Here is a 12061-nt window from a genome sequence, read left to right on the forward strand (position 1 = left end):
GGCACCCGGCCGCCGCGCCCGCGGGCGAGGACGGGCATCCGCGCGGCTCGGACCCCGAACGGCTCACGGCGGGTCGAGGATCTTCGTGAGCCTGGTCAGCGCCTCGGTGATCTGCTCCGGCGTGAGGCCCAGCACCGTGCGCTGGTAGCCGTACACCTCGGGGGCCAGGGGGGCGAGCAGGACGTCGACCAGCGCGTCCAGGCCGGGCGTGCCGGCGGCGGCCATGAGGGCGCGCACGTGGGCGCGCCAGAAGCCGTACGCGCCCGTCTCGAAGCGGGAGCGGCCCACCTCCGAGCCGAGCACCAGGTGAGAGTGGTCCTCCAGCAGGTCCACCATGGCGGCGTAGAAGGCGGCCAGCCGCTCGGCGGGCGGCACTCCCGGGCCCAGCGGCGGCTCGCCGCGCAGCAGGCGTTCTTGCAGATCCCGCTCGTGCTCGTCGAGCAGGGCGACGGCGATCGAGGCCCGGTCGGGGTAGCGGCGATAGAGCGTGCCCCGGCCCACCCCGGCCTTCCTGGCGATGTCGTCCATCGTCACGTCCTCCGGGGACCGCTCCGCGAACAGCAGCGCGGCCGCCTCAAGGATCCGCGCTCGGTTGCGAGCGGCGTCGGCTCTCTCCATGCCTCCGATTGTATGTGGACACAATGTCCGCTTATACTCAAGCGGACACCGTGTCCACATATCGCCCACGAGGAGAGATCATGCTGCTGCACCTGGACGCCAGTGCCCGCCGGGCGTCGTTCTCGCGGAGACTTTCCCGCCTGTACGCCGAGACCTGGCGAGCGGCGCACCCCCAGGCCGCGTACGTCCACCGCGACCTGGCCACGCACCCCGTGCCGCACATCGGCGAGGCGTGGACGGAGCTGTGCGACCACATCCTGAGACACGAGATCACCGACATCACGCGCTATCGGGAGGCCGTCCGCAGCCCCGCCCAGCACCAGGCGTGGGCCGTCGTGGAGCCGCTGCTCGACGAGGTGGTCGCGGCCGAGGTCATCCTCATCGGCACGCCGATGTACAACTACTCGATCCCCTCGGCGCTGAAAGCCTGGCTCGACCAGATCACCTTTCCCAGGATGTCGCTCGAAGGCCGCTCCTTCGTGGTGACGAGCGCGCGCGGCGGCGCGTACGGCCCCGGCACACCCCGCGAGCCGTACGATCACCAGGAGCGCTACCTGCGCGACTTCTTCAACGGTCACTTCCGGGTCCAGGACGTGACCTTCATCCACGCGGAGCTGGTCAACGCCCGCCTCGACCCGGCGCTGGCGCACCTGCGCGAGCAGCACGAGACGTCACTGGCCGCGGCGCTCAAGGAGGCGGCCCGATGAACTGGCTGATTCTGCTGCTGGCCGGGCTGATCGAGGTGGCCTGGTCACAGAGCATCAAGCCGACGCACAACTTCACCCGGCCGCTGCCCACACTCATCTGCCTGGTCCTGATGGCCGCCGCCGTCTGGCTGCTGTCCCAGGCCATGAACACGCTGCCGGTCGGCACCGCGTACGCCGTCTTCACCGGCATCGGCGCCGTGGGCGCGATCACCTTGGGCATCGTCGTCAACGACGACCCCGTGTCGGTGGGGAGGATGGCGGCGCTCGCCCTGATAGTCGGCGGGATAGTGTTGGCCAGGGTCACCACGTGAAGCCGGGGCAGGTGCTCGCTCCGAGCCAGGAGCTGGTTGACTTGGGGCCGTCACAACGCGGTCGCTCCAAACGGGGGATTTCCATGCGCACTGTCGAACCCCAGGTCTTCGTCGTCGCCCGTCCGGCGCTCGACTACGACGAACTCGCCCGCTACCTGGCGGAGGTCGGCGGGGAGAGCTGGCTGGAGCGGCTGGACCGCGGTGATCTCGACGCCCAGAACCTCGCCGAGTTCGCCGGCCGGCTCTGCTACCGCTCCTTCGAGCCGGGGCTCAACCCCAACGTGGTCCGGATCAGGAAAGACCAGGAAGACTACCTGCGTAACATCCTGGCCAGCGCGCACGGCTCGGTCCTGGAGCACATGAACTTCAGCTTCGTGTTGCACAACGTGAGCCGCGTCCTCACCCATGAGCTGGTCAGGCATCGTCCCGGCGTGGCGATCTCCCAGGAGTCGCTGCGGTTCGTGCGCCTGGACGAGCTGCCGTTCTGGTTCCCGGAATGGGCGCAGGCGGACGACGAGCTGATGAAGCGGGCCACGGCCGTGCTGGAGCAGCTGGAGCAGTTCCAGCGGTGGATGGCCGGCCACTTCGGGCTCGACGAGGAAGGTGTGCCGTTCTCGGAGAAGAAGCACCGCACGTCGTTCATGCGCAGGTTCGCCCCCGAGGGCCTGGCGACCGGGCTGGTGTGGACCGCCAACGTGCGCACACTGCGGCACACGATCGAGGCCCGCACCGCCGCCGGCGCGGAGGAGGAGATCCGCCTGCTGTTCCAGCGCATCGGTGAGCTCATGCGCGAGGAGGCGCCCGCCCTCTTCGGCGACTACGTGGTGGAGGACGGAGCGTGGGTGCCGGGCTGGCGCAAGGTCTGACCGGCCCCTCCGGCCGGTGGGGGCGGCGGAGGTTCCACCGGCTTCACGAAAGCTTCACGGTCCGGCGCGTACGCGCCACATGATGCTCCGGTTCGCTGTCCGGGGTATGGACAACACGGGTGTGGTGCGCGCGGCCCCCAAGGGCGCAGGTCCTTCCGCTGACCGATGGCAGAGACGAGCATGAGTACACAGCGCATTCTGGTCGTTGACGACGAGCCCAAGATCCGGATGACGCTCCGCGGCTATCTGGAGGCGGACGGCTTCGAGGTCCTCGAGGCTCCGGACGGGCCGCTCGGCCTCGCCTCGGTCGCCCGCGAGCAGCAGGCCCCGTCGCCGATCCGCTTGATCTGCGAAGTCAACAACTCGGCCGCGTCGTCGGGTCACGTTCGCCACGGGCGAGACCTCCGTGCCGACGGCCTCGGGGTCGTACGGCTGTTCGGTGAACCAGCGGGGCCGGCGGGCGTACAGCCCGTGCCCCGCCATGTCCACCGCGACGGCCAGGCGGTCGGCGGCCACCACGTGGGGGACGACTTCGCTCCAGCACCAGGATCCGTGCCAGAAACCGTGAACGAACACCAGCGTGGAGGTGGCGGGCATGGATGCTCCCTGATAGCTGGAGGGCGATGGGCGGTTCGCAGAGGCTGGATGCCGGGAAGCGGGCACGGGGTCAGGGCGCGAGCCTGACGGGCAGGGCGCGGTATCCGTTCGAGACGAACGACTCCAGCGGCGGCAACTCGCCGGGCTCGGCGGCCAGGACGAGATCGGGAAAACGCTCGAACAGCGCGGGGAGCGCGATGCGTAGGCCGGGAACGCGACTTCGAAAGGCTGGCGAATGGAACGCAGTGCACGACCCACAGCGCCTCCAAGGCCGACCTCGCCGCCCAGGGCGGGAAGGTCATCAACGCCCACGTCGTCGACGACGGCGACCTCATCACCTCCGGCGGGATCACCTCCGGTCTCGATCTGGGGCTCTGGCTGGTCACCCGCGAAGTGGGCGCCGACATCAGCATCCAGGTCGAAGCCGCGATGGAGTACGAACAGCGCGGCGTGGTCTGGCGACGCTCCTGACTGTGCGGCGGGGACAGGGGACGGCCCCCTCACCCACCGTCAGCCCGTCTACGGCGGGTCCAGCGGGCCGCAGGCACGCAGTGCGGCGCCCGGCCCGTGGGGGTTCCCAAAAGATCTTCCCCCTGATCGGACGGAAAAGTCAGCCGCCGGCGGGCAGGAGGTCGAGCGTGCGGGTGAGGGCGGCGCGACGGTTGCGCAGAGCGGCGGCGGGATCGGTCACGGCCGGGCCTTGCCAGGGTTCCAGCGCGAGTTGAACAGAAAAGGGATGCTGGGGTAACCGTCGTCGGGCGATCAGTATTCGCAAGCCGGATCACCCCAGGCGCGGGATTGGGATGAACTGACCTGGCTGGCAGCTTCCCGCATAATCCCCCAAGGGGTAGCGACAGGCACCTCACCCAACGAGGGGTGCCACCGGTTGCCTGAGCATCGTCCTGGGCTGAGGATCGGTGAAATCGGTCAGGTAGATCTCGTGGTGCAGCCCGTTGGGCACCAGATCATGCTCGGCCATGAACGCTTCCATCACGTCGAGGGACGCCTTCTCCTCGCTGTAGGGCCCCTCGTGGAGCAACTCCACGCACTCGCCCTCGGTGAAGGTGACGACCTGCACGCGGTCGACGGCCGCGCCGGACGCCCGTGCCTGCTCGCGCGCCGTCTCGGCCGTCCCCGGCTCGGGCATGCCGGGCAGCGCCAGCAGCAGATGCCACCGCCACTGGTCGCGCGGCACCTCCAGTGGCGGCCGGGAGGTGTCCTCCACCCACCAACGGCCCTCCAGCGGCCCCGCCGGGCCGCCCATGGCGGAGGCCACGGCGTACAGGGCGCCGATGGCCGAGACGTGCTCAGCGCCGCCCGGCTCTCCCACGCCGGTGACGTTCAGGCAGATGACGGGGCCGCGGTGGACCACTTTCGGTGTCACGACTCCTCCAGAGGAATCATCAGGTGGGTGATCAGCCGATCGGGCGGGGTGGTCGCCGGGTCGGACGCGTACACCTCGCGGATCGGGCCGCGGACGGGGCAGAGCCGCTCGGCGCACCAGGACAGCAGCGCGTACGCGGTCAGCCCGATCTGGTCGTAGGGGCCGACGTGCGTGGCGCGGGCGAACCGGCCACCCGGCAGCACGTCGAGCTCGGCCCCCGCCACCCGCTCCTCGCTGACCAGGGCGACGGAGATGGTGACGGGCTCGCCGAAGTCGAGCGGGAACAGGCCGATGAGCTCGGGAGGGGCGTCCGGCGGCCCGGCCCGCAGCAGGCCGGCGATGGCGGCCGAGGTGACCACGCCGATCTCTGACGGATCTGCCGCCGCCGTCGTGACGACCGCCACGCGCCGCGCCGGTTCCGTGACCACCGTGACAGGAGTGGACGGCAGGCCCTCCGCCATGACGCGCTCCAGGGCGGCCAGCGTCGATCGGCGCCTGGCCAGCTCGGCTTCCAGCCGCTCGTGCACCTCCTCCAGGACGCCGGACGTCCCGGACAACACCTGCGCGATGACGGCGAGCGGGACGTCGAGCGAGCGCAGCAGCCCGATCGACAGCGCGTCACGCGCCTGCTCGTGCCGGAAGTAGCGATAGCCGGTGTGCTCGTCCACGTACGCGGGCACCAGCAGTCCGAGCTGGGCGTAGTGCCGCAGTTGTTTGACGCTCAGCCGGCTGAGCCTGGCGAACTGCCCGATCGGCAGCAGTTCCTCGTCCATGCCCCCAGCATGGCGTCTCCCCCTGTGGGAGGGTCCACCCGGGCGTGGCGGGTGGTCAACCGGCGGTTCCGGGGGCGGGGACGGCGTGTTCGGCGGCGCGGCTGACCTGCTCCCAGGCGGCCCAGGTCTCCATCCGCCGCCGGGAGATGTCGAAGGCCAGGTCGTAGACCATGCTGCCGAGCAGCAGCCGCAGCGGCGGGTCCTCGCTGTCGACCAGCTTCAGCAGCGCCTCGGCGGCCAGCCGCGGTTCGCTGTCGATCGAGCCCTCGGCCCAGTGTTTCTCCAGCTCGGCGCGCAACGGGCCGTACTCCGGCGCGGGCGACGTCGTCGTCATGCTGGTGTAGAGGCCGGTCCAGTAGCCGCCGGGCTGGACGATGCTGAGCTTGACGCCGAACGGTGCGGCCTCCAGCGCCAGCGCCTCGCTCATGCCCTCCAGCGCGAATTTGCTCGCGCTGTACATCCCCGTGCTCGGGAAGCCGCCCAGGGCGCCGATGCTGGAGATCTGCACGATGTGACCTGATGCCTGGGCCCGCAGGTGCGGCAGGACCGCCTGGCAGACCCACATCGCCCCGAAGAGATTGACCTCCAGCTGGGCGCGTGCCTCGGCCTCGGTGAACTCCTCGATCATGCCCGAGGACATGGTCCCGGCATTGTTCACCACGATGTCGAGCCGGCCGAAGTGCTCGACGGCGGTGCCGACGGCGGCGAACACCGCGTCGCGGTCGGTCACGTCCAGGGGCAGGGCGAGGAGCCGATCTCCGTACCGGTCGTCGAAGTCGTGTCGCGTGATGGTCCGGGCGGCGGCGGCCACTCGATCGCCGCGCTCCAGCGCGGCGAGGGTGAACGCACGGCCCAGGCCGCGGCCGGCTCCCGTGATGAACCAGGTGCGGGGAGAGACGGTTTCCGGGGTGCGCATGCGCGGAACTCCGATCGGTTGCGTGCGGTTGAAGGCGAGACGATCCGTCTCGTCTCGAAAGGAGACAGTACCGGCCCGCCTTCGCTTCGTCAAGACGGACCGTCTCGTATCAGTTTTGTTAGGTTGACGGCATGACGACACAGCGCAAGTCGCCCTCCAACGCGCCCCGCCGGAACGAGGCCTCCCGGCGGGCCATCCTCACCGCGGCCTTCGAGCTGGTGCAGGAGGTGGGATACGCCAAGCTGAGCATCGAGGGCATCGCGGCGCGGGCAGGTGTCGGCAAGCAGACGATCTACCGCTGGTGGCCTTCCAAGGGAGCGGTCCTCTTCGACGCCTTCCTCATGCTCAGCGAACAGCCGGACGGCGGAGAAAGTGCCCTGCCCGACACCGGCGATCTGGAGGCGGACCTGAAGGCGGTGCTCCGGGCCACGGTCGAAGAGCTCAACGATCCGCGCTACGACGAGCCGATGCGCGCCCTGAACACGGAGATCACGCACGATCCCGCGCTCGCCGCCCTCTACGCGGAACGACTGGACGGCCCGATGAGAGAGCTGAAGAAGGGGCGGCTGCGCAGCGCCCAGCGGGCCGGGCACCTGGCCGAGGACCTCGATCTCGACGTGGCCGTCGACCTGATCTGGGGACCGCTGCTCAACCGATGGCTCCGGCGCGCTGGAGGGCTCACCCCCGGCTATGCCGACAGCGTCGTCGAGACCGCACTCAACGGGCTGCGCCCGCGTCGCTGAGGAGGACGCCCGGAGGGACCGGCCAGGTCGTTACGGTGCGGAGGACGGGCCGGGCACAGGCGGCGGGGAGCCGGCGGCGGGCACTCCGTTCGTGACCCGCAGGAACTCCAGCTTCTCCGCGTCGGCGGAGCCCGCGGCCACCGTGTAGACGACGAGCCGGACGTCGCAGCCCGGGACGGTGAGCACATCGCAGTCGCACGTCACCTCGCCGACCTGAGGGTGGACGATGGTCTTGCGGGCCGAGACGTGCCGGCCGACCGCTCCCTCGTCCCACAGCCGGGTGAACTCCGCGCTGGTGGAGCGCAGGTCCGCGACAAGAGCGAGCAGTCCACGGTCGCGGGGGTGGTCGACGAGAGCCGTACGCAGGTCGGCGACGAGGGCGCGGTTGAGTGCGTCGCCGTCGTGGAGCACGGGCCAGGCGGCGAGCCCGCTGGGCCCGGTGGCGAAGACCGCCCGCACCAGGTTCCGCTCGGCCCGCGTCCGCGCGCTGGGGTCGCCCAGCAGCGCCGCCCATGCGGGCGTCCAGGACAACAAGGTCCAGTCGGCGCTGAACACGCCCACGGGGAATTCCCCGAGGCGAGCCAGCATCCGCTGTACTCCTGCCGGAACGTGCGTGGAGATCGTCCCCTCACGCGGCGGGAGCAGCCCGGCCAGCCGGTACGCGTGATCGCGCTCCGCGGGATCCAGTTGCAGTGCCCTGGCCAGGCTGGCGACGACCTGCGCGGAAGGGCTCGTGGCGCGCCCTTGCTCCAGACGTACCACGTAGTCGACCGACAACCCGGCGAGGTCGGCGAGTTCCTCGCGGCGCAACCCCGCCGCCCGGCGCCCGCGCGCCGCCGTCCGCCCGATGTCGACGGGAGAGAGCCGGTCGCGCCAGCGGCGCAATGCCTTTCCCAGGGTCTCCTCCACACGACCATCATGCCCGCAGATGTGCCGTTCTTCCTGGTACTGGCCGTCCCACCGTCGCGGAGGGCACTGGTTCCGCTCTCGTCACCGGGCAGAGAGTGAGGGCATGACCACAACGTTCATCACAGGGGCCAACAGATCCCTCGGGTACGAGACCGCTCGCCGGTTGGTCGAGGCCGGCCACACCGTCCTCATCGGCGCTCGCGATCCGGGGCGCGGCCAGGCGGCGGCCGACGCGCTCGGCGCTCGTTTCGTCCAGATCGACGTGACCGACGACGCGTCCGTGGCAGCGGCCGTGGCCGATGTCGAAGCTCACGAGGGGTTCATCGACGTCCTCGTCAACAACGCCGGGATCCACGGAACACACAACCCCGCCGACCAGATCACGGCCGCCGACGCCAGGGAGGTGTTCGAGGTCAACGTCGTGGGGATCGTGCGCGTGACGCACGCCTTCCTGCCTCTGCTGCGCAGGTCCGCGAACCCGGTCATCGTCAACGTGTCGAGCGGCATGGGGTCGTTCGCCGTGACCCACGACGCCGGGCGCGTCGAGTCGACGGTCGTCACACCGCTCTACACGTCGTCGAAGGCGGCCGTGACCATGCTGACCACGCAGCTCGCCAAGTCCTGGACGGACGTGAAGGTGAACGCGGCCGATCCGGGCTATACGGCGACCGACTTCAACGAGCACAGCGGCCCGCAGACCGTCACCGAGGGGACCGACGCGATCGTCGAACTCGCCACCATCGGGCCGGACGGGCCGACCGGGGCCTTCCGCGACCGTCACGGTGCGATGGCCTGGTGATGCGCCGCCGAGCTCCGGCCGCGCTCGCCACGCGCCGGAGTCGTCAGGTGGCCCCGGCGCCTAGCCTTCGATGATCCGATCGAGCCAGTCGCCCAGCAGCCGGCTCTCGGAAGGGCTGAGGACCTTCAGGTCCCCGAGGGCGGCCTTCAGGGTGATAGCCCCGGCCACGACGTCGTCACCCGCCCGCGTGGAGGCGGCGGCCGGGGCGGGCTCGCTGATCGCGTGGATGACGGCTTCGCGGACGATCCGGGCGGCCTCCATGTCGCGTTCGGCCTCGGACGTGGCGATCAGGGCCAGCGTGGTGCCACGACCGGCCGCGTGGACCACGCGCGCCGCCCGCTCCTCCGGGACGCGGAGCCGCCCGGCCAGGGCGACACGGTGCACCAGACCGGCGAGGATCTCCGCGGCCTGCTTGGCCCCCTCGGGCTCGGCGCCCGGTCGCGGGCTGCCGTAGATCAGGGAGTAGAGAGCGGGCTCGGCGAGACCGAAACCGACGTGCGCGTCCCAGCCGCGCCGCAGGTCGTCCAGGGGATCTTCGCTGGGCGTGATGCGGCGCTTCTCGGCGATGTACGACGTGAGCCCTCGGCTGGCCACGGCGTCCAGCAGACCCTGCTTGTCTCCGAACAACCGGTAGAGGATGGGCGCCTGCACACCTGCGGCCTTGCAGACAGCCCTGGTCGAGACGGCGTCCCTGCCTTCACGCGCCAGCAGGTCCGCTGCGGCGTCGAGGATCGCGTCCCGCTTGTTCGAGCTAGCCATGTAACGATGCTAACAGTCATTCGCCCCTAGCGATAAATCAACCGCTAACAGCATCTTGTTATCGACTTCACAACAGTGCTAACTTGATGCTGTTAGCAGTTGAGCAAGGGGAATGTTCATGGATACCGCATCACGTACCGCCATCGTCACCGGGGGCTCACGAGGGATCGGCCGCGCCGTCGCCGTCAGGCTCGCCGCGGCAGGCCAGGACGTCGCCGTGGTCTACTCCTCCAACGCCAAGGAGGCGGACGCCGCCGTCGGCGAGATCGAGGCGGCCGGCGCCCGCGGGATCGCGCTCCAGGCCGACGTGGCCGACGAGGACACGATCGCCGGCGCCTTCGACACCGTCGAGCAGCGCCTCGGCCCCATCGACGTCGTCGTCAACGCAGCGGGGATCATGGCGCTGCAGCCGATCCGGGAGCTCGACCTGGCCCAGCTGGACCGGCAGCTGCGCACCAACGTGCGGGGCACGTTCGTCACGGCCAAGGAGGCCGCCCGCCGGATCCGTCCCGGCGGCGCCTTCGTCGCCTTCTCCACCAGCGTCACCCGCCTGCACCTCCCGGCCTACGGCGCATACGCCGCGACCAAGGGTGCGGTGGAGGCCCTCATCCCGATCCTCGCCAAGGAGATGGGCGACCGGGACGTCACGGTCAACGCGGTGGCGCCGGGCCCCACGGCCACGGAGCTGTTCTTCGAAGGCAAGTCGCAGCAGGTCATCGACCGGATCGCCGGCCTGAGCCCGATGAACCGGCTCGGCACCCCTGAGGACGTCGCGGAACTCGTCGCCTTCCTCGCCGGCCCTGGCCGCTGGATCAACGGCCAGATCGTGTTCGCCAACGGCGGCGCAGCCTGACTCCACACCCAGCCATCCAGAAGGGACGCTCATGGAGACGCACACCACCACAGCGCAGCACACCGTGGACCGGCCCCACACCGGCCGGTTCGTCACCTACACCGCCATCGCGGCCGTGGTGGCGGCGGCAGCCGCCTACACCAGCACGGCCCTGGGCCTGGATGCCTGGGTCATGTTCGCGGGCTGGGTGGCGTGGTTCACCCGGCCGACCTCCGTCCGCCTCGGCATCCACGCCATCATCTGCCTGTGGCTCGGCATGGCGCTCGCCGTGCTGGGGCACACGATCGTCGGACTGGCCGCGCCTTTCGCAGGCGCCGCGGCGCTGCCACTCGGGGTCTTGGTCCTGGCCTCCGTCGCGGTCGGCCTGCGTACGACCCCCGTCGTCAACAACATGCTCGCCTGGTTCGTGGGCCTGGTCACCTTCTTCGCCGCGGAGCCCGAGCACATGATCCCCGGGCTGCTCACCCTGATCGCCGGCACCGCACTGGGGGCCGTTGCCGGCTTCACCTGCCAGCAGTTGCAACACCGGTTCGCCACGTAGCGGCCGGAGCCGGGGGCGGCGTGCCGTCCCCGGCTCGCCGTGCCTGACCGACATGAAGGACAGATCAGCCATGCTCCTCATCCCACCACCTACCGGCGGGCGCCTCAGAGCCGCCACCGCTGTCCTCTGCGTCATGACCGTGCTGCCCGGCTGCACCGCACCGGAGCCCGGCGCCGCGCAGGACAGCACCGCGCAGAACAGCGCAGGACAGAACAACACAGCCCAGGACAGCACGCCGGAGCCCGGCGCGTCAGCGAGCGGCACCGCTTCGGTCACGCGCGGGCTGGTCCCCGGAGAGGTCACCGAGATCGCCCGCGGCCTGGCCATGCCCTGGGGGCTGGCGTTCCTCCCGGACGGCTCCGCCCTGGTGTCCGAGCGGGCCTCGGCCCGGATCCTGCACCTCCGGCAGGGCCGGAACCCCACGCCGATCGGCACGGTCCCCGGCGTCGAGGTGAGCTCCGAGGGCGGCCTCCTCGGACTGGCCGTCTCGCCGGCCTTCGACAGGGACCACACCGTCTACGCCTACGTGTCCGCCTCGCCCACCAACCGGGTCGTGGCCCTGCGCCTCGCCCCCGACCTGCGCTCCCTGCGCCAGGAGCGGGTGATCCTCGAAGGCATCGAGACCGCCGACCGCCATCACGGCGGGCGCCTGCGCTTCGGGCCCGACGGCAACCTCTGGATCGGCACCGGCGACGCCTTCTCACCCGAGAACGCGGCCGACGACGGGTCGCTGAACGGCAAGATCCTGCGGATCCGCCCCGACGGGTCCATACCGCCGGACAATCCCTCGGGAACCGCCATCTACTCCAGCGGCCACCGCAACGTGCAGGGCATCGCGTTCGGCCCCGACGGCACCGCGTACGCGTCCGAACTCGGTCACAGGACCTGGGACGAGTTGAACGTGCTGCGCCCGGGACGCGACTACGGGTGGCCCGAGTCGGAAGGGCGGAACGGCTCGCACGGCGAACGCCCGATCTTCACCGTTCACCCCGACGACGCCTCACCGTCCGGCATCGCCATCGCGGGCGGAGCCGTGTGGATGGGCGCGCTCGGCGGGCAGCGGCTCTGGCGCCTGCCCGTGGACGGACCCCGGGCGGACGGCGACCCGGTCGCCTCCTTCGTCCAGCGTTACGGACGGATCCGCACGGTGGAGCCGGCGCCCGACGGCTCCTTGTGGATCACGACCTCCAACACCGACGAAGCAACGTGGGGCGGCACCGACCCCCGGCCGGGCGACGATCGTATCCTGCGCGTCGAACTGGTCCGCCCCACCTCCTGACCCCTC

16 protein-coding genes are annotated in these 12061 nt (G+C 70.7%); 9 read left to right on the top strand and 7 right to left on the bottom strand.

The features are described from left to right. Nucleotides 1-63: 63 nt before the first annotated feature. Nucleotides 64-618, bottom strand: coding sequence for a TetR/AcrR family transcriptional regulator (locus E1294_RS07615; protein ID WP_132506181.1), 555 nt, complete (start codon nucleotides 616-618; stop codon nucleotides 64-66). Nucleotides 619-698: 80 nt separating this feature from the next. Between E1294_RS07615 and E1294_RS07620 the strand changes: the two genes are divergently transcribed. The 3 genes from E1294_RS07620 (at nucleotide 699) to thyX (ending at nucleotide 2502) form a co-directional block, all read left to right on the top strand. Beyond that, nucleotides 699-1325: an FMN-dependent NADH-azoreductase gene (locus E1294_RS07620; protein WP_132506183.1), complete on the top strand. Its 627-nt coding sequence runs from the start codon at nucleotides 699-701 to the stop codon at nucleotides 1323-1325. Then, nucleotides 1322-1636 (top strand): DMT family transporter, encoded by a 315-nt coding sequence (locus tag E1294_RS07625; RefSeq protein ID WP_132506185.1) that lies wholly within the window; start codon nucleotides 1322-1324, stop codon nucleotides 1634-1636. The genes E1294_RS07620 and E1294_RS07625 overlap by 4 nt, the downstream gene beginning before the upstream one ends. Before the next feature lie 83 nt (nucleotides 1637-1719). Further along, entirely contained in the window at nucleotides 1720-2502 is a 783-nt protein-coding gene (gene thyX / locus E1294_RS07630; protein WP_132506187.1) for an FAD-dependent thymidylate synthase, read from the top strand. Nucleotides 2503-2556: 54 nt separating this feature from the next. Here the strand turns inward: thyX and E1294_RS52505 are convergent, their stop codons facing one another. Further along, nucleotides 2557-3099 (bottom strand): alpha/beta fold hydrolase, encoded by a 543-nt coding sequence (locus tag E1294_RS52505; protein WP_165977147.1) that lies wholly within the window; start codon nucleotides 3097-3099, stop codon nucleotides 2557-2559. A gap of 228 nt (nucleotides 3100-3327) precedes the next feature. On the opposite strand from E1294_RS52505, the gene E1294_RS07640 reads away from it, so the two are divergent. Then, nucleotides 3328-3570 carry a DJ-1/PfpI family protein gene (locus tag E1294_RS07640; RefSeq protein ID WP_220447615.1) on the top strand — a complete coding sequence of 81 codons (243 nt, stop codon included), beginning with the start codon at nucleotides 3328-3330 and terminating at the stop codon, nucleotides 3568-3570. Nucleotides 3571-3961: 391 nt separating this feature from the next. Here E1294_RS07640 and E1294_RS07645 read toward each other — a convergent pair whose 3' ends face one another. The 3 genes from E1294_RS07645 to E1294_RS07655 are packed head-to-tail and all read right to left on the bottom strand — an operon-like array spanning nucleotide 3962 to nucleotide 6172. Further along, entirely contained in the window at nucleotides 3962-4483 is a 522-nt protein-coding gene (locus E1294_RS07645; RefSeq protein ID WP_132506189.1) for a GyrI-like domain-containing protein, read from the bottom strand. Further along, entirely contained in the window at nucleotides 4480-5256 is a 777-nt protein-coding gene (locus E1294_RS07650; protein ID WP_132506191.1) for a MerR family transcriptional regulator, read from the bottom strand. Before E1294_RS07650 ends, E1294_RS07645 begins: the two co-directional genes overlap by 4 nt. 55 nt (nucleotides 5257-5311) lie before the next feature. After that, nucleotides 5312-6172, bottom strand: a complete 861-nt coding sequence (locus E1294_RS07655) for an SDR family oxidoreductase (RefSeq protein ID WP_132506193.1) — start codon at nucleotides 6170-6172, stop codon at nucleotides 5312-5314. Nucleotides 6173-6303: 131 nt separating this feature from the next. On the opposite strand from E1294_RS07655, the gene E1294_RS07660 reads away from it, so the two are divergent. Beyond that, the gene (locus E1294_RS07660; RefSeq protein WP_132506195.1) at nucleotides 6304-6915 is read left to right on the top strand and encodes a TetR/AcrR family transcriptional regulator; all 612 of its coding nucleotides are present in this window, start codon (nucleotides 6304-6306) and stop codon (nucleotides 6913-6915) included. Nucleotides 6916-6945: 30 nt separating this feature from the next. Here the strand turns inward: E1294_RS07660 and E1294_RS07665 are convergent, their stop codons facing one another. Further along, nucleotides 6946-7824: a helix-turn-helix domain-containing protein gene (locus E1294_RS07665; protein ID WP_132506197.1), complete on the bottom strand. Its 879-nt coding sequence runs from the start codon at nucleotides 7822-7824 to the stop codon at nucleotides 6946-6948. A 103-nt stretch (nucleotides 7825-7927) separates the two neighbouring features. On the opposite strand from E1294_RS07665, the gene E1294_RS07670 reads away from it, so the two are divergent. Further along, on the top strand, nucleotides 7928-8623 hold the full coding sequence (locus tag E1294_RS07670; protein WP_132506199.1) for an SDR family NAD(P)-dependent oxidoreductase: 696 nt from the start codon (nucleotides 7928-7930) through the stop codon (nucleotides 8621-8623). A gap of 60 nt (nucleotides 8624-8683) precedes the next feature. Here E1294_RS07670 and E1294_RS07675 read toward each other — a convergent pair whose 3' ends face one another. Continuing rightward, on the bottom strand, nucleotides 8684-9382 hold the full coding sequence (locus tag E1294_RS07675; protein ID WP_132506201.1) for a TetR/AcrR family transcriptional regulator: 699 nt from the start codon (nucleotides 9380-9382) through the stop codon (nucleotides 8684-8686). A gap of 118 nt (nucleotides 9383-9500) precedes the next feature. Here E1294_RS07675 and E1294_RS07680 point away from each other — a divergent pair, with 118 nt between their 5' ends. The 3 genes from E1294_RS07680 to E1294_RS07690 all read left to right on the top strand — a co-directional run bounded on the left by E1294_RS07680 (nucleotide 9501) and on the right by E1294_RS07690 (nucleotide 12055). After that, nucleotides 9501-10235, top strand: a complete 735-nt coding sequence (locus tag E1294_RS07680) for an SDR family oxidoreductase (protein ID WP_132506203.1) — start codon at nucleotides 9501-9503, stop codon at nucleotides 10233-10235. Between the two features lie 31 nt (nucleotides 10236-10266). After that, on the top strand, nucleotides 10267-10776 hold the full coding sequence (locus E1294_RS07685; RefSeq protein WP_132506205.1) for a DUF1097 domain-containing protein: 510 nt from the start codon (nucleotides 10267-10269) through the stop codon (nucleotides 10774-10776). Between the two features lie 133 nt (nucleotides 10777-10909). Continuing rightward, a complete protein-coding gene (locus E1294_RS07690) occupies nucleotides 10910-12055 on the top strand; it encodes a PQQ-dependent sugar dehydrogenase (protein ID WP_132506207.1) in 1146 nt (381 codons plus the stop codon). The last annotated feature ends 6 nt before the right edge of the window (nucleotides 12056-12061 follow it).

This window comes from Nonomuraea diastatica (genome assembly GCF_004349015.1).
In the GTDB taxonomy this organism is placed as follows: domain Bacteria; phylum Actinomycetota; class Actinomycetes; order Streptosporangiales; family Streptosporangiaceae; genus Nonomuraea; species Nonomuraea diastatica.